Source organism: [Erwinia] mediterraneensis, from assembly GCF_900604315.1.
GTDB lineage: Bacteria > Pseudomonadota > Gammaproteobacteria > Enterobacterales > Enterobacteriaceae > Pantoea > Pantoea mediterraneensis_A.
In genome coordinates, this window is the sequence record NZ_LR026978.1 from 405,821 (window position 1) to 431,252 (window position 25,432).

The window sequence follows — 25,432 nt, forward strand, 5'->3', positions numbered from 1 at the left end:
TAAGCAAGCTGTTGAAATGATTAAAGCGAAGTCTGCTCATTTCGTTATGAATAAACACTCATACTTCAGGCGTAGCGTTGCTGCGCCTGCGCCGACTGCGTCATCAACCAGTGGCGAAAATCGATGATGTGGGGCTGTGACTCCCGGCCTTTGGGACAGACAAAAGCGTAAGCGACTGGCGAAGGATATGGCAGATCAAAGAGCCTGATTAACGTGCCCGCGCTGATTTCACTTTCCACATGCCCGCTACGGGCTAAGGCAATCCCCTGCCCCAGCAGCGCCGCCTCAATAGTCATATTGGTATCAGCAAATCTGACGCTCTCTTTAAGCGCGGAGAGAGTAACCCCGGCCTGCTGGAACCAGTGCTCCCATTTGGGTACCCGATCGGCACCATTACGGGTCAACAGCGGGTAACGCAATAATTCAGCGGGTTCGTGCGGCATGCCAAAGCGGCTCAGCAGTTCGGGACTGGCAACCGGAAACACCTGCTCCCGGAACATAAACTCTGACCAGAGACCGGGAGAGCTATCGTGCCCAAAACGGATCGCCACATCAGCTTCGTCGCTGGCGAAATTAATCGCATGATCCGTGGTTTCCAGCGCCACCATGATTTCCGGATGCTGGCGCGCCAGATCTGGCAATCTCGGCAGCAGCCATTTCAGCGCAAAGGAGTAAGTGGTGCTGACCTTCAGACGGATCCTGCCCTTCTGCTCACGCAGATCGGCAAGCGTCATCTCCAGATGCGTAAAAAACTCGCGCACAATGGGCGCGAGTGCAGCGCCCGCTGGCGTCAGGCTCAAAGTCTTGCCGCGCTGAAACAGTTTCAGTCCCCACATCTCTTCGAGGTTTTTCAGCTGATGGCTGACGGCGCTTTGAGTGATATGCAGCTCTTCTGCCGCAGAAGTAAAGGTGGCATGGCGGGTAGCGACTTCAAAAGCGCGCAAAGTCGCGCCTGGCGGCAGATCTTTCATAGCAAAGTTTCCGGTAGCGGTAATGGATGAGCAGACGTTCATCATAGGGCATGTACAAGCGTTAGTGGAAGCGCGTAGCAGGTTGCGTAAGAGAGCAATACAGGGACCTGCCGCTTCTGTGTTCCGCCCATAAAAAAAGAGGGCCGCATGGCCCTCTCTGTTGTCTTAACGCTTGTTCTTCTTCAGGTGCGAAATCAGTCGTTTACGCTTACGCTGCTGCGTTGGCGTCAGGGTATTACGCTTGCCGGCGAACGGGTTATCGCCCTCTTTGAACTGAATGCGAATCGGGGTACCCATTACATTCAGTGAACGGCGGAAATAGTTCATCAGGTAGCGCTTGTAGGAATCGGGCAGGTCTTTTACCTGATTGCCGTGAATCACCACAATCGGTGGGTTATAACCACCGGCATGCGCATATTTCAGCTTCACACGACGTCCACGCACCAGCGGCGGCTGATGATCCTCTTCCGCCATATGCATAATGCGGGTAAGCATTGAGGTGTTTACCCGCTTTGTCGAGCAGTCGTACGCTTCTGTGACTGACTCAAACAGGTTACCGACGCCGCTGCCGTGCAGGGCGGAAATAAAGTGTACACGGGCAAAATCGATAAAGCCGAGACGGAAATCGAGCGTCTCTTTGACCTGCTCTTTGATTTCCTGCGACAGGCCATCCCATTTGTTGACCACAATCACCAGCGAGCGTCCGCTGTTAAGGATGAAGCCGAGCAGGGAGAGATCCTGATCGGAGATACCTTCACGCGCATCGATGACCAGCATCACCACATTAGCATCTTCAATCGCCTGCAGGGTTTTAATCACCGAGAACTTTTCTACCGTATCGGTGATTTTGCCGCGCTTACGCACGCCTGCGGTATCAATCAGGATATACTCACGGCCATCACGCTCCATCGGGATGTAGATGCTGTCACGGGTTGTACCCGGCATGTCATAAACGACAACGCGATCTTCGCCCAGGATACGGTTAGTGAGCGTTGACTTACCGACGTTGGGACGGCCAACAATCGCCAGCTTGATAGGCAGGCCGGTAGGATCGAAGGCTTCCTCCTCTTCTTCCGGCTCCTCACCGTTCTCTTCGGCGGCCAGCGCAGCCCAGTAGGCTTCGTTTTCATCTTCTTCGCTGAGCGGCTGCGGATCGCGTTCGTCCATCCACGGCAGCAGCACGGTTTCCAGCAGGCTGGTGACACCACGACCATGGGAAGCGGCGATAGAGTAGATGTCGCCCAGACCCAGCGCATAAAACTCAACCACGGCGGAGTCCGGATCGAGACCGTCGGTTTTGTTGGCGACCAGGAAGGTGGGTTTCTGGCGCGAACGCAGATGATTGGCGATCTGCTGATCCGCCGGCATCAGGCCAGCGCGCGCATCCACCATAAACAGCACCACATCCGCTTCTTCAATCGCCAGCAGCGACTGCGCTGCCATGCGTGTTTCCACGCCCTCTTCGCCGCCGTCAATACCACCGGTATCGATAACAATAAACTCGCGCCCTTCTACTTCGGCGCGACCATATTTGCGATCGCGAGTCAGTCCGGGAAAATCCGCCACCAGCGCATCACGTGTGCGCGTTAAGCGGTTAAACAGCGTGGATTTCCCCACGTTGGGACGCCCAACCAGCGCGACCACAGGTATCATAACACTTGCCTCAAATTAAAAAATTAATCGCCCGAATGGCGTGATTATAACGGCTCAGGCCGCAGAGTTCAGGCTTAAGGCGCACAGAATATCATGCCTGACTAAAAACGAAACGGCCCCTGAACGTCAGGAGCCGTTGAAACGCCAGGAAGGTCCAGGCAAAAAGCGTTATCCGTTAACGGGTAATGGCGTAGACCTTACCGTCTTTAGACTGGATAAGCAGCTTGTCACTGGCGACCACCGGTTCGGTCTGGAAGCCAGCGCTGTCCAGCTCCTGCTGGGCAACAAAACGACCATCATCGGTATTGAGCCAGTGCAGATAACCCTCACTGTCCCCGACCACCAGATAGCCGTTATAGAGCACCGGCGAGGTCAGGTTGCGGTGCAGCAGATCGCTCTGGCGCCAGATTGCCACGCCGCCATCGGCATTCAGCGCAATTACGCGGTCATCCTGGTCGACAAGGTAGATACGGCCAGCATCGACGATCAGATCTTTCACGCCGCCAATTTCGCGTTTCCACAAAATCTGGCCAGAACGCAGATCCAGCGCCGTCAGGTTGCCATTATAGGCCAGCGCATAAACCACGCCGTTTACGATCACTGGGGTGGTATCTACATCGCTCAGCCGATCGATCTCGGTAGCGCCGCTTGGCTGCGAAATACGCTGCTGCCAGATCAGCTGTCCCTGATTGATGATCACCGCGCTCACGCGACCATTGTCGCCGCCGACGATCGCGCCACCAAAGGCGGTAGCCGGAGCGGATTCACCACGCAGCGAGAGCGCAGGCATATCGAGGTTGACGCTCCACTTCAGCGTGCCGCTGTTCTGATCCAGCCCCTGCAACATGCCGTTGCTGGTATGGACCAGCACCAGGCCATCGCTGACAACCGGGCGCGACAGCACTTCACCGGCGACTTTTGTCTGCCAGGCGATGCTGCCATCGCTGCTGTTCAGGGCGTAGAGCTGGCCGCGTTCACTACCGATAAAGATATGCTCACCCGCCGCGGTCACGCCGCCCGAGAGCAGCGCGGAGCGATTTTTCGAGAAGAAACCGGTTTTTTCAGAGAGATCAACCTGCCATTTTTCTTCCCCGTCCGCCGCATCAAGCGCCTTCACAACGCCAAAACGATCTGCGGCAAACACCGTGTCTTCCTGCCAGGCGGGATGCAGATTCGAATAGAAGTCGCCGACGCCGTCACCTACCGACGCGCTCCACACTTTCTGCGGGTCGAACTGGTTTTCCACCTTCGGCAACGGGGCCATTTTTACCACATCTTCTTCGCCGCTGAACAGCGAACAACCACTGAGCAAAGTGACTGAAATCAGTCCCGGCAGCAGGTATTTACGTAATTCCATGCGCTCTCTCTTGACTGGCTTAGCTTAAGTTATTCATCTTCATCTGCATCATCTGTTTCAGCGCCGGAGAGGCATCTGAGGCAACACCTTTGCTCCACGCATCGCGTGCGCCTTGCTTGTCGCCTTTGCTTAACAGCGCTTCACCCCGGATGTCCGCTACGATGGCCGTCCAGCCTTCGCCCTTGACGCTCTCCAGGGTTTTCAATGCGGCGTCTGCCTGATTTTGTTGCAGTTGAATGCGCGCCAGACGCAGGTTGAGAACGGCCTGCAGATTGGCATCTTTGGTATCGTTCAGGCCGCTTTGCAGTTGCGCAGCCGCTTTATCCAGCTGATTACCGTCAACATACTGTTTGGCTAAATCAAGCGCGGCCAGTGCACCGTAGGTGTTGTTATTTTCACTGGCGAATTTTTCCACCGCTTCCAGTGTCTGCGGCTTGTCTGCCTGCATCGCGCTGGTCAGCTGCTGGTAACGCGCTGAGACCTGTTGTGATGAACTTTCCTGATGACTGGCCCAGTAGCGCCAGCCGCCCAGGGCGACGAGGCCGATAACCAGACCTGCCGCCAGCGCTTTGCCATTGTTGGCAAAAAAGCGACGCAGCACATCAACCTGTTCGTTTTCGTTGCTGTAAACTTCCACGCAATCCTTCTCCTTTCAATGGTCGTAGCTGCACGACGCTCAGTACAGAAGCGTGCGTAACGTAGCCGCAGCTTCCGACTGCGCCAGCGTTTGCTGCTCGCCGGTGCGCAGATCTTTTACCACGACCTGTCCGGCGTTGACTTCATCTTCGCCCAGCACCAGCGCAATGCGCGCGCCCCACTTGTCCGCGCGGGCAAACTGCTTCTTGAAGTTTCCGCCGCCAAAGTTCGTCATTAACTTCAGTTCCGGCAGAGAATCACGCAGTTTTTCCGCAAGTTGCATCGCGGCGGACTGTACGCCCTGGCCGGAAGCGATAACATAGACATCAACAATACGTGTCGGTTCAAATTCCGGATTCACCGCCTGAACCAGCAGCACCAGACGCTCCATGCCCATGGCAAAGCCGACACCCGGCGTGGCACGCCCGCCCAGTTGCTCCACCAGGCCATCGTAACGGCCACCGGCACACACGGTGCCCTGCGCCCCCAGGCTGTTGGTGACCCACTCAAATACGGTACGGTTGTAGTAATCGAGGCCGCGCACCAGACGCGGGTTCACGCTGTAGGCGATACCGGCATCGTCCAGCAGGCCGCACAGTCCGGCGAAATGCTCGCGTGACGCCTCATCCAGATAATCACTCAGCGTCGGCGCATCATTCAGCAGTTGCTGCACTTCGGGATTCTTGCTGTCAAGCACGCGCAACGGATTGCTGTACATGCGGCGCTTACAGTCTTCATCCAGCTTTTCTTTGTGCTGTTCCAGGAAGGCCACCAGCGCATCACGGTAGTTCGCACGCGCTTCCAGCGAGCCGATAGAGTTGAGTTCAAGACGTACATGGCTGGCGATGCCCAGCGCTTTCCACCAGCGCGCGGTCATCATAATCAGTTCGGCATCAATATCCGGCCCCTGCAGACCAAATACCTCAGCGCCAATCTGATGGAACTGACGGTAGCGGCCCTTTTGCGGACGCTCGTAACGGAACATTGGCCCCATGTACCAGAGTCGTTGCTCCTGGTTGTAAAGCAGACCATGCTCAATACCGGCGCGCACGCAGCCTGCGGTGCCTTCCGGACGCAAGGTCAGGCTTTCACCGTTGCGGTCATCAAAGGTGTACATCTCCTTTTCAACCACGTCGGTGACTTCACCGATAGCACGTTTAAACAGCGGTGTGTGCTCAACCACAGGTAAACGAATTTCACTGTAGCCGTAACTGGCCAGAACCTGTTTGAGAATGCCTTCAATCCGTTGCCAGATGGCCGTATCCGCAGGCAGGTAATCATTCATCCCGCGAATAGCTTGAATGTTCTTCGCCACGTTAAAATCTCTTAATACAAAAAAACCTGTTGGGCATCATACCTTATGAGGATGAAACCGCACAGGTTCTGGCACAAAAGGAACGCGTGCCGGGCACGCGTCGTTCACTATTTTTCCAGCTGCTGCACGTTAATGCGGCGACTTTCATCCATCATCAGCGCTTTGGCGCGAATACGGGTTTCCAGCTGGTTGATCATCTCTTCATTGTCGAGACGGTCACGCTGGCGTACGCCATCTTCATAGAAACCGCTCTTTTTATGACCGCCGGTCACGCCGAGAGTAGAAATGGTCGCTTCTCCCGGCCCGTTGACGACGCAGCCAATAATAGAGACATCCATCGGCGTGATGATATCTTCCAGACGCTGTTCCAGCGCGTTCACGGTGCCGATAACGTCGAACTCCTGACGGGAACAGGTAGGACAGGCGATAAAGTTGATCCCACGCGAACGGATACGCAGTGATTTCAGAATATCAAAGCCGACTTTCACCTCTTCCACCGGATCCGCCGCCAGCGAAATACGCAGCGTGTCGCCGATACCTTCCGAGAGCAGCAGACCAAGGCCGATGGCCGATTTGACCGCGCCAGCGCGCGCGCCGCCCGCTTCGGTGATACCGAGATGCAGCGGCTGGTCGATTTGCTTCGCCAGCAGACGATAGGACTCGACGGCGAGGAACACATCCGACGCCTTCACGCTGACTTTAAACTGATCGAAGTTCAGACGATCCAGATGATCCACATGACGCATGGCGGATTCCAGCAACGCCTGTGGCGTCGGCTCGCCATATTTTTCCTGCAGATCTTTTTCCAGCGATCCAGCATTCACGCCAATACGAATCGGGATATTTTTATCCCGTGCACAGTCCACCACCTGGCGGATGCGCTCGTTATTGCCGATATTGCCCGGGTTGATACGCAGGCAGTCCACGCCATATTCGGCGACTTTCAGGGCGATGCGGTAGTCAAAATGGATATCAGCCACCAGCGGGACGTTCACCTGCTGTTTGATCAGCTTAAACGCCTCTGCGGCATCCATAGTGGGCACCGAAACGCGGACAATATCTGCCCCAACGCGCTCAAGCGCTTTAATTTGATTAACCGTGGCTTCGACGTCTGTCGTGCGGGTATTCGTCATCGACTGGACGGCAACAGGCGCGCCGTCGCCGATTGGCACCTTGCCGACGTAAATCCTCGTTGATTTGCGACGGATAATGGGTGCTTGGTTATGCATATTTTCTCTCCACAATTGCCCCGGGACGCGATACAGCGTTATTGCGCACCCAATGTCAGGCGAGCAACCTGGTTATTACGGATAAAACGACTTAAATCAACCGGCTGGTTCTGATACTGAATCTGAACCGCAGCAGGCGCACCGATTTTCAGACGATAGGGTGCGGTACCGGCGAGGCTTAGTTTACCACCGCTACGTTGCAGTCCGCTGAAGAGTTTTTTACCGGTCGCATCGGTCACTTCCAGCCAGCAGTCGGCGTTAAAGTTCATTACCACGGCGTTAGGATCGCCAGCAGGCTGATTAAGTTCAGCATTGCCCACCGGCAGCTGACCGTTGCTGCTCTCCGCCGGTGCCGGGGTCAGGTTCGCCCCACTATCCACCGGGGCCTGACTCGGAGACACCACTGCACTGTTCGCCGCAGAAGGCGCAGCAGCAGTGTTGGCCGGAGCGGGATTAGGGGTGCCGTTGCCGGTCGGCGCTGTCGGGGCCGGCGTGGTCGGTGCGGCAGTGGCGGCGGCGTTATCCGTCGGGGCTAACGCGCTGTTATCGTCCGGCGCAGAGGGCGCTGCATTATCTGTGCTCGGATCGCTGCTACCGCTGTCGGTCAGCGGAATCGACTGACCTGCGTCTTCACTGCTGACGTTTTGATCGGCCAGCGACACCAGATCATCCTGTGAGGCTTTATGGTTCTGCCACCACCAGGCACCGGTCAGGCCGATAACCACGAAGATCACCAGCCAGGTAAAAATCATTAACCAGCCATCACGTTTCTTGCGACGCTTGCCCAGCGAGAAGCTCTGCATGGGCTCAATTTTGGCCGCCCGCACCGGTGCCTGTTTGGCCATCATCGGCAGCAGTTCATCTTCAGGAACATGCACCAGGCGAGCGTAAGAGCGGATGTAACCCCGCAGGAAGGTGGATGCTAAATCCGCGGGCGATCTGTCTTCCTCAATATCCCGCACGGTAGAGAGTTTCAGGCACAGACGTTCAGCAACGTTTTGCTGCGTCAACCCCATCTGCTCACGGGCCAGACGCAGGCGTTCACCTGTGGAATGTACTGCAGTTTTATCTTCAGTGGCTTCAGTATTCATTAGCTAAATAACGCTGGTACTGTATCGATTGTGGAAAACTTCGCGCCAACTGGTCACCGTAACGTGTTACGTCAGCAGCGTGACTCTGTTGTGCGGCGAAACGAATCTTTAACCACAGACTTTCTGCCGTTGCAGGAAGAGCGTGATCAAATACCTGTAACAAAAGCTGCGTTGCTGCCAGCTCTCGCTTTTCATAATGCCTTTCAGCCTCTTTCAGCAGAGATGTTCCTTTATCCCGATCGGCCTGCAGCGCGGCGAGCAATCTTTGCCGTGCGGCGGAAAACCTGCCCGACTTTAAATAACAATAGCCGGAGAGTTCAAGCCCATCACTGCGCGCACCGGCTTCCTGCGCAGATATTGCCCGGTTAAACTGTTGATGCGCTTCATCATACTGCCCTAAAGCACAGAGAAACGCACCGTAATTGTTAGCCACATAGCCATTTGACGGCGCCAGTGCCAGAGCACGCTGATAATAACGGCGCGTTTCAGCGTGGTTCCCCTGCATCTGCCAGAGACGCGCCAGCGCCAGCGGCACGCGATAATCGCGCGGTGCGGCCTGTTCAGCGCGCAACAGATTACGTTGCGCGGCCTGATAATGGTGGCGGGCCAGATAGTGCAGGCCCAGCTGTAAACGCACTTCCGCCGTACCGCGCGACGCGGGCTGGCTGACACACCCGGTTACAACAAACAGACTCAGTATAACGCCCGGTAATCCCCTGGCCATGTTGCCTCCTGTTCCCTCAGAAGCCTTCTCCTTAACTTGCTCTCCTGCAAGACTGGCACGGGACAGGTCCACGGAAAACCCGCAGACCTCAGCTTTCAGAGCGCCTTCACAGATATCGGCTCACCCGCCATTTTTTTGCGCATCGTACGTTTGGTACGGTCGATAACGTCACCTGCCAGCTGACCACAGGCAGCATCGATATCATCGCCACGGGTTTTACGGACGATCGTGGTGAAACCATATTCCATCAACACTTTAGCGAAGCGGTCTACCCGGCTGTTAGAGCTGCGGCCATAAGGCGCGCCCGGGAAGGGGTTCCACGGAATCAGGTTAATTTTCGACGGCGTATCCTTCAGCAGCGCAGCCAGCTGATGGGCATCATCGGTGCTGTCGTTAACGTGATCCAGCATCACATATTCGATGGTCACCCGGCCCTGATTGGCGTTGGATTTCGCCAGATAACGCTTAACCGCATCCAGGAAGGTCGCGATGTTATATTTTTTATTGATCGGCACGATCTCATCGCGCAGCTTGTCATTGGCCGCATGCAGCGAGATTGCCAGTGCAACGTCAATCATGTCGCCCAGCTTATCCAGCGCCGGAACCACACCGGAGGTTGACAGCGTGACGCGGCGTTTCGACAGGCCAAAGCCGAAGTCATCCAGCATGATTTCCATCGCTGGCACAACGTTGTTCAGGTTGAGCAGCGGTTCGCCCATGCCCATCATCACCACGTTGGTGATCGGACGCTGACCGGTGACGCGGGCGGCGCCAATGATTTTCGCCGCACGCCATACCTGGCCGATAATTTCAGACACACGCAGGTTACGGTTAAAGCCCTGCTGCGCGGTTGAGCAGAACTTACACTCGAGGGCGCATCCCACCTGAGATGAGACGCAGAGCGTGGCGCGATCGTCTTCCGGGATATACACCGTTTCCACCAGCTGATCGCCAACCCGGATCGCCCATTTAATGGTGCCATCGGCAGAACGTTTCTCTTCCGCCACTTCCGGCGCACGGATTTCCGTGAGCTGCATCAGCTTCGCGCGCAGCGCTTTGTTGATATCGGTCATCTGCTCGAAATCATCACAGCAGTAGTGATAGATCCATTTCATCACCTGATCAGCGCGGAATGGCTTTTCACCGAGAGAGACGAAGAACTCGCGCATTTGCTGGCGATTGAGATCCAGCAGGTTAATTTTTTCGCTTTTGGGGGAAACAATCGCGGGGGAAGCGGACGACGGCGACACAATCTGTTCGGACATAATTTTCTCTGGCCTCGTTGTTACACGTTATGGCTCTGGTTAAGGATAGGAAAAAAACAACGCCCTCGCTGAGGTGTCTCAACAAGGGCGCGTAATTGTACAACATCTTCAGCCTGATGCCAGGGTGGAGGGCTGCACAGGCGTAATTATTTGTAAACCACAGCCTCCACCCGGCGGGTGCTGATGATTAACGGGTACGCGGGCAGATTTCGTTTTCGCCGAAGAAGAAGGCGATTTCGCGTGCCGCAGATTCCTGAGAATCGGAACCGTGGGTGGCGTTTTCAGTGAAGCTGTCTGCGTAATCTGCACGCAGCGTACCTGCCAGCGCATTCGCCGGGTTGGTCGCGCCCATCAGGTCACGGTGACGCTGAACGGCATTTTCGCCTTCCAGTACGGTCACGACGATCGGGCCAGAGGTCATGAATTCAACCAGACCGTCAAAGAAAGGTTTGCCCTGGTGCTCAGCGTAGAAGCCTTCAGCCTGCTCTTTGCTCAGATGCAGCATTTTAGCCGCAACGATTTTAAAACCTGCGCTTTCGAAACGGTTATAGATAGCGCCAATCACATTTTTAGCGACTGCGTTCGGCTTAATGATGGAAAAAGTACGTTCGATTGTCATATTGACCTCTGTCTTGACTAACCTGAAGAAACCGGGAACCCACTCCCGGTAAGAAAACGCGCCGATTATAGGAAGAACAACGCCTGTTGCCTATGCGCGATCGGCGGTTTTATGGAAAATATTGACGTTAATCAGCGCGAGCCCACAAGAAATATGCGCTACCTCAGCTTTATTGCGCTGTAACCGCACCCGCTGCCCGCTGCTCTGCTTCATTTATAACCACCAGCCGCGCTGCGCTGGCGACTGAAGTGCAGAAAGAGCGATAACGGAGTGTGTTTGTTCGCCAGGTGGTAGTGCCGGTTCGGGAAGATCCAGTGACTTTGTTGAGCAATTTCACAGCGCTGCGTTAATTTAATCAACGCTGCCCTTGAGATAGCCTGCACATTCCCGGAAACTGAACCCTTTCCCGATGATGAAAAGAGGTTGCTATGTCAGCTCCCCTGTTTGTGTCCGTTGAATGGTTAAATGAACATTACACCGAGGAAAACGTACAGGTACTGGATGCGCGTATGTTGCCGCCCGGTCAGGAGGCGTTTCGCGACATTACCGCTGAATATCTGGCTGGCCACCTGCCGAACGCCGCCTTTTTTAATATTGAAGCGCTTTCCGATCACACCAGCCCTTACCCGCATATGATGCCGCGCGCAGAAACCTTTGCCGTTGTCATGCGCGAACTGGGCGTCAGCAGCGACAAACATCTGGTGGTCTATGACGAAGGCAATCTGTTTTCCGCGCCGCGCGCCTGGTGGATGCTGCGCGCTTTTGGCGTGGAGCAGGTATCGCTGCTTGCCGGTGGCCTGGAAGCGTGGCGATCCGCCGGACTGCCGCTGGCGACAGGCCTGGTAACGCTGCCGGAAGCGGAATTTGAAGCGAAGTTCGATGCCAGCCAGGTGAAACGTCTTACCGACGTCCTGCTGATCAGCCATGAAGGGTCGGCGCAGATTGTGGATGCGCGGGCGGCGAATCGCTTTAATGCCGAAGTTGACGAACCGCGTCCAGGCCTGCGCCGTGGTCATATCCCTGGCAGCCGCAACCTGCCCTGGAACCAGCTGGTGGAACAGGGCCAGCTGAAGCCGGAAGCGGAACTGCGTACTCTTTTTGCCCGGGCCGGTGTCGATATCGACCAGCCGGTCGTTGCCAGCTGTGGATCGGGCGTGACGGCAGCAGTAGTGATTCTGGCGCTGACGGCGCTGGGAGTACGCAATGTGGCACTCTACGACGGCTCCTGGGGGGAATGGGGCAGCCGTGACGATCTGCCCATTGCGCCATAAGATGCGGACGCGGTCAGCTGACCGCGTCTGCCTTACAGGATGCGCTCACTGCCTTTGAAATCACGCAGAAAGCTGCCCCAGCGGCGTTCATAAAAAGGCGGGATATGGGCAGTAAAAAAGTGGCTGATGCCACGATCTTCGGCCACGACCTGACAAATATCGACGGGCGCATCATCAGGTAAAGTATCGGTGGCAACACTGCCTGCCGCCTGAATAATCGCCTCGATATCACTGTCCGCTTCAATGCCGATCAACAAATTCGGCTGCTCATCAGCGCTTTCCCGGATACTGGCGACAAAGGCGCGACGCACCTGTTTATATTTACTGAACAGCTGGGTGAGCGAATCGATCATCTGCGCAGGCGGCTCGGCCACTTCCGACAGCAGCAGCTGATGCCCGCCCTCCAGGACCTTCTGTTCACTCAGCGCATTCCCCGTTTCATCCAGCAGATGGGCAATTTCCGCCGCGGTAAACTCCTTCCCTGTGGGCAGTTTGGGATTGAGAAACAGTGTTTCCCCCAGCGTCATTTCAAACAACGTGCGCACCGGCATTCTGACGTAAGATTGCTCATCGCTGGTGGCTTCCGCCATCGCCTCTTCCGAACTGAAAAAAGGAATGATGCTGGTGCCATCCTCTTTTTCCCAGTGTTGCAGGTCGACCGGGGTGCTGGCATCCAGCTGTGCGGCACTGCTTTCGCCGGGGATCCAGGCGTCAGCCGCTAACAGCAGTTGAAAAAATTCCGGACGGTGAGCCGGTTCGGTCGCCGCCAGCTTCAGTACCTCTTCAAGACGGTTCATGTTTGCCTTTCTGAATTAACAAGGCAGGCGACAGCGCGCCTGCCTGAATGAGCGAAATTTATTTAAGCAGCATGTTTGCCAGAGTACGCACACCCAGCCCGGTGGCGCCGGCGGACCACTGATCCACGGCGCCTTTACGGTAGGTGGCGGAACAGTCGATATGCAGCCAGCCCTGCTGATACTTCTCAACAAAATGCGACAGGAAAGCCGCGGCGCTGCTGGCACCGGCGGAATGTGCCGGGCTGGCGATATTATTGAGATCGGCAAAGTTGGACGGCAGATGGTTGCGATGGAACTCCGCCAGCGGCAGACGCCAGAACGGCTCGTTCTCGCTGGCCGCGCTGCCCATTAGCGACTGCGCCAGCACATCATCAAAGGTAAAGAGTGCATGATAATCGTTGCCAAGCGCGGTTTTCGCTGCACCGGTCAGGGTGGCAGCATCGATCAGCAGTTCAGGTTGCTGCGCGCTGGCGTCAATCAGCCCGTCCGCCAGCACCAGGCGTCCTTCGGCATCGGTGTTCATCACCTCGACCGTTTTGCCGTTGCGGTACTTAATGATGTCGCCCAGCCTGAAGGCGTTGCCGCTGACCATATTGTCGGCGCAGCAGAGGTAGAGCTTCACACGCTTTTGCAGGCCACGGGCAATCGCCAGCGCCAGTGCGCCAGTGACAGTCGCCGCGCCGCCCATGTCCGACTTCATTGAGTCCATAAAGCTGCTCTGCTTCAGGCTGTAGCCGCCGGTATCGAAGGTAATGCCTTTACCCACCAGGCAGGCATACACCGGCTCTTTCTCATTACCGCTGGGGTTAAAGTCGAGCGCCAGCAACACCGGCGCACGGCTGGAGCCGCGTCCAACGGTATGCAGCCCCATATAACCCTGTTCGCGCAGATCTTCGCCTTTGGTGATGCGATATGTCACCGCTTTGCCGCCCACATCACTGAGCAGATCGACCGCGCTGCGCGCCAGCTGCTCTGGCCCCAGCTCTTCCGCCGGCAGGTTGATGGTGTTGCGTACCCAGTCAATCACCTTCAGGCGGCGATCCAGTTCAGCCTGGTCATTCTCACTCAGCGGCGCCCATACGATCTGACGCTGACCTTTCGGGTTACGATACCCCTGCCAGAAGGCCCAGCTTTTCTCCAGGTCCCAGCCTTCTCCGCTCAGCGCGACATGACGAATGCCCTGACCGTCGATTTTACGTGCTGCGCTCTGGATAGTGTTGAGTGGCTCACTGCCAGTCAGGTGGAGCGTTATGCCCGCATCACTGCTACTCAGGATCGCTTTCTCGCCCCAGCGCGCATCGGCCGCCAGGGTACTGAGCATAATATTCATGGGTTGTGTGGTCATCGCGTGGCTCCTTATGCGTTATGTATCGTTATCCAGCCAAACTAACAGAATCGGGAGGGAAATATTATCCGCTGCCGCGTTCTTTCTTGTTACGACATCGTACTGCATGAAAGCGAAAACGGGCCAGAAGATCATCCTGGCCCGTTGAAAAAGTCGGCATCTTACATTACAGCAGGAGGCTCACTCAGCGCGACGCATCCGCAGGCATCAGGTTACGCAGGCGTTTTACTGACTTCTGCACCAGCGCCACGGCATAGTCGATCTCCTCTTCCGTAGTAAAACGACCAAGGGAGAAACGCAGCGAACTGTGCGCCAGTTCTTCGCTGATGCCCAGGGCTCGCAGCACATAGGAGGGTTCCAGACTGGCGGAAGTACAGGCCGAGCCGGAAGAGAGCGCCAGATCTTTCAGCGCCATAATCAGCGACTCACCCTCAACATGCGCAAAGCTGATATTCAGGATGTTGGCCGCGCCCTGCTCCAGATCGCCATTCAGCTGAACGCCATCCAGCTCGCTGATGCCGCGCCACAGGCGATAGCGCAGCTGTCGCAAACGCGCCATCTCGCTCTCCTGTTCCGCTTTGGCAATGCGACAGGCTTCGCCCATACCAACAATCTGATGCACCGGCAACGTACCGGAACGCATGCCGCGTTCATGTCCGCCGCCATGAATTTGCGCTTCCAGCTGGATACGCGGTTTGCGTCGCACATACAGCGCGCCAATGCCTTTCGGACCATAAATTTTATGTGCCGAGAAAGACATCAAATCCACCTGCAGCTGACTCAGGTCGATGGGCAGTTTGCCCACGCTCTGGGTGGCATCGACATGAAAAACAATCTCACGTGAGCGGCACAGCTCGCCAATAGCGGCAATATCCTGCACCACCCCCGTTTCGTTATTGACGTGCATAATGGAAACCAGCACGGTATCGGGGCGCAATGCCGCTTCGATAGCGCTGACCGGGATAATGCCGTCAGGCTGTGGCGTCAGCCAGGTGATGTCAAAACCTTCCCGCTCCAGCTGCAAACAGCTGTCCAGTACCGCTTTGTGTTCGGTTTTGCTGGTAATGATGTGCTTGCCTTTCTGCTGACTGGCATGGGCAGCCCCTTTGATCGCCAGATTGTCCGACTCCGTCGCGCCAGAGGTGAAGATAATTTCACGCGGATCGGCGCCCACCAAATCCGCGATCTGATTACGCGCCACGTCTACCGCTTCTTCTGACTGCCAGCCAAAACGGTGAGAACGGGAAGCAGGATTACCGAAGGTGCCATCCAGAGTAAGATATTGCATCATCTTTTGCGCCACGCGCGGGTCTGCCGGCGTCGTAGCAGCATAATCCAGATAAATCGGTAATTTCATGAGACTTGAGCTCCGTATAACGGCATATACGTCGTGTTATATCATTGAATCCCCTTCCTGCTTTAACAGGAAGGGCGAGAAATCCTGACTCAGGCGCGCAGATTAACGTTGATGGTCTCCTGCACACGATTATTTTGAAAGCGGCGATTATCGGCGTTGTTCTGGCGATCCGCGACATCAAGGATCTCCTGATTATTGACCAGCTCGGCCAGCGTAATGTTGTTAAGAAAATCGCTGATACGCTCGCTCAGGTCGCGCCAGAGCACGTGGGTAAGACAGCGCTCGCCGCCCTGACATCCCTCTTTGCCCTGACATTTAGTGGCATCCACCGACTCATCGACCGCCGTGATCACCGCACCGACGGCAATGGTACTGGCATCTTTACCCAGCAGATAACCGCCGCCCGGGCCACGTACGCTGGACACCAGGCCGTTTTTACGCAGACGCGAGAACAGCTGCTCCAGATAGGAGAGCGAAATCCCCTGACGCTCAGAAATATCAGCTAACGGCACTGGCCCCTGATGGGAGTGAAGTGCAACATCAAGCATGGCAGTGACGGCATAACGTCCTTTGGATGTCAGTCTCATAGCGTACGACCTCGGTGATCTTCCGGTTGTCGGAGGTTAATAAAAGATGGCCGCAAGTCTGACATTCCTGAGTGTTTTGGTCAACTATTTAACCAGGTAAATTACTCAAGTATTTACCCAGGTAAAACAGTCAACTACTGCCGCCCGTGGTTACTCGTCCCGCCGCTTTTCAAAGGAGGCGAGCATACCGCGCAGGATATTGAGCTCATCACGCTCGGGACGGGCGCGGGTATAGAGGCGGCGCAGCTTACTCATCACCTGACCGGGGTTAGCTTCGCGAATAAAGCCGCTGCTCAGCATCATCTGTTCCATGTGCTGGTAGAAACGTTCCAGATCATCCACCAGCGGATAAGGTGACTCCTCATACTGCGGTTTTTCCTGCTGCTGCTCCTGCGCCTGCAACCAGGCCATGCGCACTTCGTAGGCGATAATCTGTACCGCCATCGCCAGGTTGAGCGAACTGTATTCCGGGTTCGCCGGGATCGCGACGTGATAATGGCACTTTTGCAGCTCTTCATTGGTCAGACCAACGCGCTCACGGCCAAAAACCAGCGCCACCGGAGCCTGCTGTCCCTCTTCTACGCTTTTGACGCCGCATTCGCGCGCATCCAGCATCGGCCAGGGCAGCGAGCGTGAGCGTGCACTGGTGCCAACCACCAGGCTACAGCCGGAAATGGCTTCATCCAGCGAGTCGACAATGCGCGCATTGCCAATCACATCACTGGCCCCGGCCGCCAGCGAGATGGCCTGAGAGTCGGGTTTTACCAGCGGGTTTACCAGGCAGAGATGACTTAAGCCCATGGTTTTCATAGCGCGGGCCACTGAGCCCATGTTGCCGGTGTGTGAGGTTTCCACCAGCACAATACGGATATTTTGCAGCATAGTTAAAGTTAGCCAGATAACGATTTTGCGCATCCTAACATAAAAGCAGGACATTTACCGATCAGACTGATATACTCCGCGCCGTTTTCCCCGTTCTTTAACATCCAGTGAGAGATACCGATGCATCCGATGCTCAACATCGCCGTGCGCGCTGCGCGCAAGGCCGGAAATTTAATTGCCAAGAACTATGAAACCCCGGACGCCGTTGAAGCGAGCCAGAAAGGCAGCAACGACTTCGTTACCAATGTTGACCGCGAAGCAGAACGCCTGATTATCGAAGTCATTCGTAAATCTTATCCGCAGCACACCATTATCACCGAAGAAAGCGGTGAACTGGCGGGTGAAGATCAGGATGTTCAATGGGTTATCGATCCGCTGGATGGCACCACCAACTTCATCAAACGTCTTCCCCACTTTGCCGTCTCTATCGCCGTGCGCCTGAAAGGCCGCACCGAAGTGGCCGTGGTTTACGATCCGATGCGTAATGAACTCTTTACGGCTGTACGTGGCCAGGGTGCCCAGCTGAATGGCTATCGTCTGCGCGGCAGCAATGCACGCGACCTGGATGGCACCATTCTCGCCACCGGTTTTCCGTTCAAAGCCAAACAGCACTCTGCGGCCTATATCAATCTGGTCAGCAAACTGTTTACCCAGTGCGCCGACTTCCGTCGTACCGGCTCTGCAGCGCTGGATCTCGCCTATGTGGCAGCCGGCCGCGTGGATGGCTACTTTGAAATCGGCCTGAAGCCGTGGGATTTTGCTGGCGGTGAACTGCTGGTGCGTGAAGCGGGCGGTCTGGTAACAGATTTCACTGGCGGCCACGGCTATCTGCTTTCCGGTAACCTGGTGGCAGGTAACCCGCGCGTAGTGAAATCATTGCTGGCGAACATGCGTGACGAACTGAGCGAAGCGCTGAAACGCTAAGTTGCCAATAAAAAAGCAAAAGGCGGATTGCTCCGCCTTTTTTTATGCCTGTGTTCCATTAACGACGTTCGTGACTCAGAACCTGGCGCGGCTGTGTACGCCGACCCACCATTCCCATTACGCCGGCCAGAATCGCTTCAATAATCAGCATAAAGAAGGCAAACCAGCTGGCTTTTGAGGTCGCTGCTGCGGCCTGCTCGGCAGCTTCACGCGCCTTCTGCTCCGCCTGCTGTTTCAGCTGCTGATATTGTTGCACTGCCTGCTGATAACTCTGCTCCGTCTGCGTGACGATCTGTTCCACTTCCTGATCGCTCTTACCGGTACGCGCTTTAATAATATTTTTCAGCGCATCACGGTCAGCTGCCTGTAACGTATCGGCATGACGATTCATTACGCCACGGATCCAGTTGGCTAAATCTGTATCGGCCGACTGTGGGTGGCTGGCAGTATCTTGCGCCTGATTCTGCGCATTATTTGCTTCGCGATTAACATCGCCTTCGATATTTTCCGGTTGTAATTCAGGTTTACCTGTCTGACGCAGCGTGGTTTCCAGTTCATTCTGCAAGTCATCCAGATTAATATTATTTTCCTGCAGCTTATCTCTTGCCATTTGCGTCACCGAAGGCGCTGCCGCAGAAATACCGCTGCCAATGGCCTGGAAACCCGCGCCTAATACATTCATGGCGCCGCCAACCACACTGCTCACCAGCGTAATCGCCAGCCAGATAGTAAACAGGGTACTGATACCAAACATCAATAAGCCGTGTAATGCACCTTCCCGTTGCGCCAGACGCCCGGCAATATAACTACCGGCGGCCATCGCAATCAGCATTTCAATACCGGTCCAGACCAGCGCACCGGTTCCCAGATTTTGTAACGGATTGGGTTCCTCCATCGGATCAACGGTTGTCGCACCAATTGCCGTACCCAACAGGGTAAGTAAAACATGCACAACCAGTGCGCAGATTACGCCCGCAAAAACAGCGCTCCAGGAAATTCGCTTCAGGGGTAATCCGTGTTCTTCATGCGTAGTAACGGTTTCCGTTCTACCGCTATTTTTCCAGGTTTCGGGCATAGTAAATCTCCTTATGAGACAGATCGACGCGTTCTTATTTATTCATCCATACAGATGATCTTCCTTTTGGTTAATAACATCGTAGACAGTGAAATCTGTTTTCTCCAGCCCAGCGGCAAAATAGAAAAATAAAGCACAGATAAAAATAACAAGCGCAGCGGTGAGATAAACAGCGTTATTTAAGCGCAGCGGAAAATAACCACTACCGCTGCGTTTAATTATATCAATTAAAATAAAGACTAATATAAACAGACTTCAGATAGCGGCAAATATTAGTCTCCTTATTATTTTTTATACATTAACTATACAGCTCTTTTCCCCTGCCATGTCCGACTGCTCTTACAGATCGGCAGAGAGATTTCAGCGCTATAAAATCTTCAAAAGCAGAGGCCAGATCTGCTGTTTGCAAAAATTCTGTGACCCGCCTTAAAGCTCTGACTAAAAGTCACCGCTTGAACAATAAAACAGGTAAATAATTAGCTATTCTAAACCCAGAAATGACCGACGGAATCCTGCATGATGAGTTCTGCTCCATCTACAGCACCACTCTTCAGCCGTTCGCAGCGTCGTTGCCATCTTTTACTGTTGTTGTATCTGCCTGCTCCCGCGCTCACGCTCGATAAGCTCTGCCAGATCAATGGGGTTGAGCCCGGCGTTGCCCGACAGGATATTGCCGATGTTGGCGATGAGATACAGCGTTACCATCAGCTGGAGCTGCATCAAATGGTTGATGGCAGCTTTCGCATTCATGGCACCGAACTGCAACGACGGCTTTGCCTGCTGCACTGGCTGCGGCGTAGCCTGCGTTTGTCTGAAGACTTTGTCCGCCAGCATTTCGCCCCGGCGCTGCGCCAGCGACTGAAAGTGCTGAAAATCGAAAAGGCGCTGTATGATGAAACTAACCTGCAGGCGCTGATTCTGCACTGCAGCCTGCGGCTGGGACGGGAGTTTACGGCCCGGGATCGCCTGTTTCTGCAGATTTTTATGAAGTATGGCCTGTGTCAGCGTCAGGCCGTACTGTTCAATGAATTACAGCAGCAATGGCTGCTGCAAAAAGCGGAACGCGCTGCAGCAGAGGATGTGATTCATCACTGGCGTAAGCGCTGCCATTTAACGCCGGATGCCAGTGAAATTGACTTCTGGACGCTGTTATTCAGCATGATCCATGCCCCGTCCGCCGAAGCGATCCGTCATGCGGCTGAAATACGGCTGATGGAGGCGACCCGGCAGTTGATTGCGCGTTTTGAAAATCTGTCGGGTCGATCTATCAGTGACCAGGCGGGCTTGCAAAAGCAGCTTTATACCCACCTGGCGCAGGCGCTGGATCGCTGCCACTTTAGCGTTGGCATCGATAATATTCTGACGCAGGAAGTGACGCGTCTCTATCCCCGCTTGCTGCGCACCACACGTCAGGCGCTGGAAACCTTTGAAAGCGAGTTTACCATTCGCTTTTCCGCCGAGGAGATCGGCCTGATTGCCGTGATTTTTGGCGCCTGGCTGATGCAGGATAATGTGTTACAGGAGAAGCAGGTGTTGTTGCTTACCGGCGATAATGCGCAGCTGGAGCAGGATATTGAACAGCAGATCCGTGAAATTACGCTGTTGCCGGTGAATTTCTGCTATCAGGATATGCGCGCCTTTCAGACTGAGGGGGCGCCACGCGAAATTGCGCTGGTGATCACCCCCTACCCGACCTCATTTCCTCTTTATTCGCCGCCGCTGATCCATGCCGAGCTGCCCCTCAGCGAGCATCAACAGCAGCGTATCCGTCATTTGCTGGAGTCTTAAGCTGCCCGCGGCCGCAAGAAAAGCGCAGGCAACGCCACAACCGCCATCACCCAGAACAGCTGCCCGTGCAGCTGGCTGTAGAGCAGGCCGCAAATCATGGTCATCAACGCAATACCGCCGCCCATCGCCAGCGCGGAATAGAGCGACTGCAAACGGATCACTTCAGCCCCCTGATGGGCGGCAATAAAGCGCATCGCGGCCAGATGGCACAGGGTAAAACTGCCACAGTGTAAAATCTGCGCTATCAGCAACCACGGCAGTGCGGTGGTCGCACCAAGCAGACTCCAGCGTACCAGCGCACATACCGCTGAGAGCAGCAGCAGATCGCGTGCCTGCCAGCGGTGAAACAACCGGTTACTCAGCGCAAACGTCAGGATTTCCGCCACTACGCCCAGTGACCAGAGATACCCCACCAGGGTGGCGGAGTAGCCCGCCTCCTGCCAGTAAATGGCGCTGAAGCCGTAATAGGCGGCATGCGCGCCCTGCAACAGCGTCACGCATAACATAAAACGCCAGACGTCATGTTCCTGCAACAGTGCGCCCCAGGACTTGCCGTTCTTCACCGTTCCCTGCCGTTCCGCCCCTTGTGGTAGCGTAGCGGGTCGCAGCAGCATCCCACCCAGCATCGCCAGCAGTCCCAGCGAGAGCAGCGCCAGAATCGCCTGCGTCGACCGGCCGCTTACCAGCATACCGGTGAGTGCTGAACTGATAACGAAGGCCAGCGAGCCCCAGAGCCTGACCGGCCCATATACCAGTCCGATTTGCCGCGTCCAGGTGGCCGCCAGTGCATCACTGAGCGGCACCAGCGGAGAAAAGAACAGGTTAAAGCCCACCATCGCCAGTAACAACCACAGCCAGTGCTCGCCGAGCCAGTAGCCGCTGGCAAACAGGCAGGTCAGCAACGCCAGCAGACGCAGGGCCGTCACCAGGCGCGCCGGATTTTTGACCTGCGAAGCAATCAGCAGACTGCCGATAAAACGGGCCACCATGCCACAGCCGAGCAGCAGGCCGATTTTCTCCGCATCCAGACCGGTGCCCTTTAACCAGACGCCCCAGAAAGGCAGATAGATGCCGTAGCAAAAGAAATAGGTGAAGTAGCCCAAACCGAGCCAGTAAGCGGAACGTATTGTCATTTTCCCTCCGACAATGATGGTGTGCTTTCCGGGTACAGCAGAGGCGCTACTCTGGCAGCGCCTGCGTAAAAGAACAAGCGTAAATGGGAGGCAAAAAAAAGGATGGCTTTCGCCATCCTTATTCATTACATCGCCTGCGCGAAAAGCGGATCAGGCATAAACCGGGAAGCGCGCGCAGATGTCGAGCACTTTCTGCTTGATGCGTTCAATGGTGCCATCATCATTGATGTTGTCCAGCACATCAACCATCCAGCCAGCCAGTTCACGCACTTCCGCTTCTTTAAAGCCGCGACGGGTCACCGCCGGAGTACCGATACGGATACCGGAGGTCACAAACGGGCTTTTCGGATCGTTCGGCACGCTGTTTTTGTTCACGGTGATATTCGCGCGACCCAGGGCGGCGTCAGCCTCTTTACCGGTCAGATTTTTGTCGACCAGATCCAGCAGGAACAGGTGGTTATGCGTACCGCCAGAAACGACGTTATAGCCGCGCTCCAGGAACACTTCCACCATGGCTTTGGCGTTCTTCGCGACCTGCTGCTGATAAATTTTGAATTCCGGCTCCATCGCTTCTTTCAGCGCCACGGCTTTACCGGCGATAACATGCATCAACGGACCGCCCTGGCCGCCCGGGAACACGGCGGAATTCAGTTTTTTATAAAGATCTTCATCGCCACCTTTCGCCAGGATCAGGCCGCCACGCGGTCCCGCCAGGGTTTTATGGGTGGTGGTGGTAACAATGTGCGCATGCGGAACCGGGTTCGGGTAAACATCAGCAGCTACCAGACCGGCCACGTGAGCCATATCCACAAACAGCCAGGCACCCACGCTGTCAGCGATTTCACGCATTTTCGCCCAGTCACAGATACCGGAGTAAGCGGAGAAGCCGCCAATGATCATTTTGGGCTTATGGGTTTGCGCCAGTTCAGCCAGTTCGTCGTAGTTAATCTTGCCGGTTTCATCAATGCCGTAAGGCACGACGTTATAAAGTTTTCCGGAGAGGTTAACCGGTGAGCCATGAGTCAGGTGGCCGCCGTGCGCCAGATTCATCCCCAGGATGGTATCGCCCGGCTGCAGCAATGCGGTAAAGACGGCAAAGTTAGCCTGAGAACCGGAGTGCGGCTGTACATTAGCGTAATCTGCGCCAAACAGCGCCTTAGCGCGATCGATCGCCAGTTGCTCAACGATATCCACATATTCACAACCGCCGTAGTAGCGTTTGCCCGGATAGCCTTCAGCGTATTTATTGGTGAGCTGCGAACCTTGCGCCTGCATGACGCGCGGGCTGGTGTAATTCTCAGAAGCAATCAGTTCAATGTGCTCTTCCTGACGCACTTTTTCTTGCTCCATCGCCTGCCACAACTCGGCATCGTAATCGGCAATGTTCATATCACGCTTTAACATCCGCATCTCCTGACTCAGCTAACTTTTAAACGGCTTTTTGGCCCCTGAATGGGCGAAGGCCCACAGTGTAAACCGTTTTGCCAGGGGACGGTAGCGTGAAAACCCTCTTTTTACGCAAACGATTGGCATGGCGGCATGACAGGCTTTTACCGCCTTTTATCCCCATTAGGCTATGTGGAAATTTTCTCATTCTGTTCAGTGCGTTTTTTCATGCTGCTCTTCTACACTCTTTTTTCATCAAAAAGAGAGGGATCTGTTTACACAACGAAACGGCAGCTATAAGATGCATTTAAAATGCAACTTATAGCAACCCCTGAGGAGCACACTCATGCTCGATGCCCAAACTATTGCCATTGTGAAATCCACCCTGCCCGCTATCGCTGAGGTCGGTCCGAAACTTACTGCGCATTTCTATGATCGCCTGTTTACTCATCATCCGGAGCTGAAAAACGTCTTCAATATGAATAACCAGCGTAACGGCGGTCAGCGCGAAGCGCTTTTTAATGCCATCTGCGCTTACGGCGGTAATCTGGATAATCTGGCGGTGCTGTTGCCCGCCGTAGAAAAGATCGCCCAGAAACACACCAGCCTGAATGTGAAGCCGGAACAATATGCGGTAGTCGGCGAACATCTGCTGGCGACGATTAAAGAACTGCTGAATCCGGGCGATGAAGTACTGGCCGCCTGGGGCAGAGCCTATGCCGTATTAGCCGACGTCTTTATCAAACGTGAAGAGGCGATCTATCAGGCGTCAGAAACGAAAACTGGCGGCTGGCGTGGTACCCGCGCCTTCCGTATCAGCGCCATTGAGGTACAGAGCAGCGTAATTAAGAGCATTACCTTCGAGCCGGTGGATGGTCAACCCGTTGCGGATTACCTGCCCGGCCAGTACGTTGCGGTCTATCTGCAGCCGGAAGCGTTCGCTTATCAGCAGATCCGCCAGTATTCCCTGACCCAACTGCCTGATGGTCAGCGTTACCGTATTGCGGTGAAACGCGAAGCGCAGGGGACGGTCTCCGGCTGGCTGCACGATAACGCAAAAGTCGACGATGTGATTCAGCTGGCAGCACCGGCAGGCGATTTCTTCCTGCAGGTCCCGCCGGAAGCGCCGGTGAGCCTGATTTCAGCGGGCGTAGGCTTAACACCGATGCTGGCGATGCTGCATGCGCTGGCGCAAGCGCAGCATCCGGCGCAGGTGAACTGGCTGCACGCTACGGAAGCCGGTGAGCAGCACGCTTTTCGTGATGAAGTGACCCGGACCGGCAGTCAGCTCAGCCACTTTTCCCAGCGTATCTGGTATCGCGAACCGCATGCGCAGGATGCCGGGCGTTATGACGTGCAGGGGCTGATGGATCTGGCGGCGGTGTCCGCAGAAATGCAGGAAAAGAACCGGGAATTTTACCTGTGTGGTCCGCTGGGCTTTATGCAGTATGTCGCGCGTCAGCTGCTGGCAGCGGGCGTTGAGGCGAGCCGTATTCATTACGAAGTTTTTGGCCCGCACAAAGTGCTGTAAATCTGATAAACAAAAAGGCCCGCTGCGGGCCTTTTTTCTTTACTATCGTCAGATAGCTTCTTCATCCTCTTCGCCGGTACGAATACGCACCACGCGCGCGACGTCAAAGACGAAAATTTTGCCATCACCGATTTTGCCGGTCTGCGCCGTTTTCATGATGGTTTCGACGCAGGTATCAACGATATCGTCGCCCACCACCATTTCGATTTTGACCTTGGGCAGAAAGTCGACCATATATTCGGCGCCGCGATAGAGTTCGGTATGCCCTTTCTGGCGACCAAAGCCTTTCACTTCCGTTACCGTCATCCCGGTAATACCGACTTCAGCCAACGCTTCACGCACGTCGTCGAGTTTGAATGGTTTGATGATTGCATCAATCTTTTTCATGACAGATCCTTTTCTCACTCCCTCCGTGGCCGGATGGGTAACTGATAGTATAAATGCTCCCGGCGCTGGCGCAGACTGAAGGCGCATCTCAGCGGGAAAACAGGGAACC

The 25,432-nt window shown here is 55.3% G+C and carries 23 protein-coding genes; 4 read left to right on the forward strand and 19 right to left on the reverse strand.

Annotated features, from left to right (window positions below; translation table 11 throughout):
- Positions 1-65: 65 nt before the first annotated feature.
- The 10 genes from gcvA to ndk form a co-directional block, all read right to left on the reverse strand.
- Complete coding sequence (gene gcvA, locus E0E17_RS01815) at positions 66-971, reverse strand: transcriptional regulator GcvA (RefSeq protein WP_130831022.1); 906 nt, start codon at positions 969-971, stop codon at positions 66-68.
- A gap of 165 nt (positions 972-1,136) precedes the next feature.
- Positions 1,137-2,624 (reverse strand): ribosome biogenesis GTPase Der, encoded by a 1,488-nt coding sequence (gene der, locus E0E17_RS01820; RefSeq protein ID WP_130831023.1) that lies wholly within the window; start codon positions 2,622-2,624, stop codon positions 1,137-1,139.
- Positions 2,625-2,799: 175 nt separating this feature from the next.
- Positions 2,800-3,981, reverse strand: a complete 1,182-nt coding sequence (gene bamB / locus E0E17_RS01825; protein WP_130831024.1) for an outer membrane protein assembly factor BamB — start codon at positions 3,979-3,981, stop codon at positions 2,800-2,802.
- 19 nt (positions 3,982-4,000) lie between these two features.
- Positions 4,001-4,618, reverse strand: a complete 618-nt coding sequence (locus E0E17_RS01830; RefSeq protein ID WP_130831025.1) for a YfgM family protein — start codon at positions 4,616-4,618, stop codon at positions 4,001-4,003.
- 39 nt (positions 4,619-4,657) lie between these two features.
- Positions 4,658-5,932, reverse strand: coding sequence for a histidine--tRNA ligase (hisS, locus tag E0E17_RS01835; protein WP_130831026.1), 1,275 nt, complete (start codon positions 5,930-5,932; stop codon positions 4,658-4,660).
- Positions 5,933-6,039: 107 nt separating this feature from the next.
- Positions 6,040-7,161, reverse strand: coding sequence for a flavodoxin-dependent (E)-4-hydroxy-3-methylbut-2-enyl-diphosphate synthase (gene ispG / locus E0E17_RS01840; RefSeq protein ID WP_130831027.1), 1,122 nt, complete (start codon positions 7,159-7,161; stop codon positions 6,040-6,042).
- A 38-nt stretch (positions 7,162-7,199) separates the two neighbouring features.
- On the reverse strand, positions 7,200-8,252 hold the full coding sequence (gene rodZ / locus E0E17_RS01845; RefSeq protein WP_130831028.1) for a cytoskeleton protein RodZ: 1,053 nt from the start codon (positions 8,250-8,252) through the stop codon (positions 7,200-7,202).
- Positions 8,242-8,976 (reverse strand): type IV pilus biogenesis/stability protein PilW, encoded by a 735-nt coding sequence (gene pilW, locus E0E17_RS01850; RefSeq protein ID WP_130831029.1) that lies wholly within the window; start codon positions 8,974-8,976, stop codon positions 8,242-8,244. The genes rodZ and pilW overlap by 11 nt, the downstream gene beginning before the upstream one ends.
- 95 nt (positions 8,977-9,071) lie before the next feature.
- Positions 9,072-10,241 (reverse strand): dual-specificity RNA methyltransferase RlmN, encoded by a 1,170-nt coding sequence (gene rlmN, locus E0E17_RS01855; RefSeq protein WP_130831030.1) that lies wholly within the window; start codon positions 10,239-10,241, stop codon positions 9,072-9,074.
- A gap of 187 nt (positions 10,242-10,428) precedes the next feature.
- Positions 10,429-10,860: a nucleoside-diphosphate kinase gene (gene ndk / locus E0E17_RS01860; RefSeq protein WP_130831031.1), complete on the reverse strand. Its 432-nt coding sequence runs from the start codon at positions 10,858-10,860 to the stop codon at positions 10,429-10,431.
- A 428-nt stretch (positions 10,861-11,288) separates the two neighbouring features.
- On the opposite strand from ndk, the gene sseA reads away from it, so the two are divergent.
- The gene (gene sseA / locus E0E17_RS01865) at positions 11,289-12,131 is read left to right on the forward strand and encodes a 3-mercaptopyruvate sulfurtransferase (protein WP_130831032.1); all 843 of its coding nucleotides are present in this window, start codon (positions 11,289-11,291) and stop codon (positions 12,129-12,131) included.
- A gap of 32 nt (positions 12,132-12,163) precedes the next feature.
- On the opposite strand, the gene sseB is transcribed toward sseA, so the two are convergent.
- The 5 genes from sseB to trmJ form a co-directional block, all read right to left on the reverse strand.
- Positions 12,164-12,928 (reverse strand): enhanced serine sensitivity protein SseB, encoded by a 765-nt coding sequence (sseB, locus tag E0E17_RS01870; protein ID WP_130831033.1) that lies wholly within the window; start codon positions 12,926-12,928, stop codon positions 12,164-12,166.
- Between the two features lie 58 nt (positions 12,929-12,986).
- Positions 12,987-14,273 carry an aminopeptidase PepB gene (gene pepB / locus E0E17_RS01875; RefSeq protein ID WP_130831034.1) on the reverse strand — a complete coding sequence of 429 codons (1,287 nt, stop codon included), beginning with the start codon at positions 14,271-14,273 and terminating at the stop codon, positions 12,987-12,989.
- Between the two features lie 184 nt (positions 14,274-14,457).
- Positions 14,458-15,630 (reverse strand): IscS subfamily cysteine desulfurase, encoded by a 1,173-nt coding sequence (locus tag E0E17_RS01880; protein WP_130831035.1) that lies wholly within the window; start codon positions 15,628-15,630, stop codon positions 14,458-14,460.
- An 89-nt stretch (positions 15,631-15,719) separates the two neighbouring features.
- On the reverse strand, positions 15,720-16,217 hold the full coding sequence (gene iscR / locus E0E17_RS01885) for a Fe-S cluster assembly transcriptional regulator IscR (RefSeq protein WP_130831036.1): 498 nt from the start codon (positions 16,215-16,217) through the stop codon (positions 15,720-15,722).
- A 150-nt stretch (positions 16,218-16,367) separates the two neighbouring features.
- Complete coding sequence (trmJ, locus tag E0E17_RS01890; RefSeq protein ID WP_130831037.1) at positions 16,368-17,099, reverse strand: tRNA (cytosine(32)/uridine(32)-2'-O)-methyltransferase TrmJ; 732 nt, start codon at positions 17,097-17,099, stop codon at positions 16,368-16,370.
- A 120-nt stretch (positions 17,100-17,219) separates the two neighbouring features.
- On the opposite strand from trmJ, the gene suhB reads away from it, so the two are divergent.
- Entirely contained in the window at positions 17,220-18,023 is an 804-nt protein-coding gene (suhB, locus tag E0E17_RS01895) for an inositol-1-monophosphatase (RefSeq protein WP_130831038.1), read from the forward strand.
- A gap of 58 nt (positions 18,024-18,081) precedes the next feature.
- Here the strand turns inward: suhB and E0E17_RS01900 are convergent, their stop codons facing one another.
- The gene (locus E0E17_RS01900) at positions 18,082-19,098 is read right to left on the reverse strand and encodes a YrzE family protein (protein WP_130831039.1); all 1,017 of its coding nucleotides are present in this window, start codon (positions 19,096-19,098) and stop codon (positions 18,082-18,084) included.
- Between the two features lie 519 nt (positions 19,099-19,617).
- On the opposite strand from E0E17_RS01900, the gene csiE reads away from it, so the two are divergent.
- Positions 19,618-20,886 carry a stationary phase inducible protein CsiE gene (gene csiE / locus E0E17_RS01905; protein ID WP_130835429.1) on the forward strand — a complete coding sequence of 423 codons (1,269 nt, stop codon included), beginning with the start codon at positions 19,618-19,620 and terminating at the stop codon, positions 20,884-20,886.
- On the opposite strand, the gene E0E17_RS01910 is transcribed toward csiE, so the two are convergent.
- Together E0E17_RS01910 and glyA are read right to left on the reverse strand one after the other, a co-directional pair.
- Complete coding sequence (locus tag E0E17_RS01910) at positions 20,883-22,019, reverse strand: 3-phenylpropionate MFS transporter (protein ID WP_130831040.1); 1,137 nt, start codon at positions 22,017-22,019, stop codon at positions 20,883-20,885. The genes csiE and E0E17_RS01910 overlap by 4 nt on opposite strands.
- 150 nt (positions 22,020-22,169) lie before the next feature.
- On the reverse strand, positions 22,170-23,423 hold the full coding sequence (glyA, locus tag E0E17_RS01915) for a serine hydroxymethyltransferase (RefSeq protein WP_130831041.1): 1,254 nt from the start codon (positions 23,421-23,423) through the stop codon (positions 22,170-22,172).
- 328 nt (positions 23,424-23,751) lie between these two features.
- Between glyA and hmpA the strand changes: the two genes are divergently transcribed.
- Positions 23,752-24,936, forward strand: a complete 1,185-nt coding sequence (gene hmpA / locus E0E17_RS01920) for an NO-inducible flavohemoprotein (RefSeq protein ID WP_130831042.1) — start codon at positions 23,752-23,754, stop codon at positions 24,934-24,936.
- Between the two features lie 48 nt (positions 24,937-24,984).
- Here hmpA and glnB read toward each other — a convergent pair whose 3' ends face one another.
- Positions 24,985-25,323: a nitrogen regulatory protein P-II gene (gene glnB / locus E0E17_RS01925; protein ID WP_017347796.1), complete on the reverse strand. Its 339-nt coding sequence runs from the start codon at positions 25,321-25,323 to the stop codon at positions 24,985-24,987.
- Between the last annotated feature and the right edge of the window lie 109 nt (positions 25,324-25,432).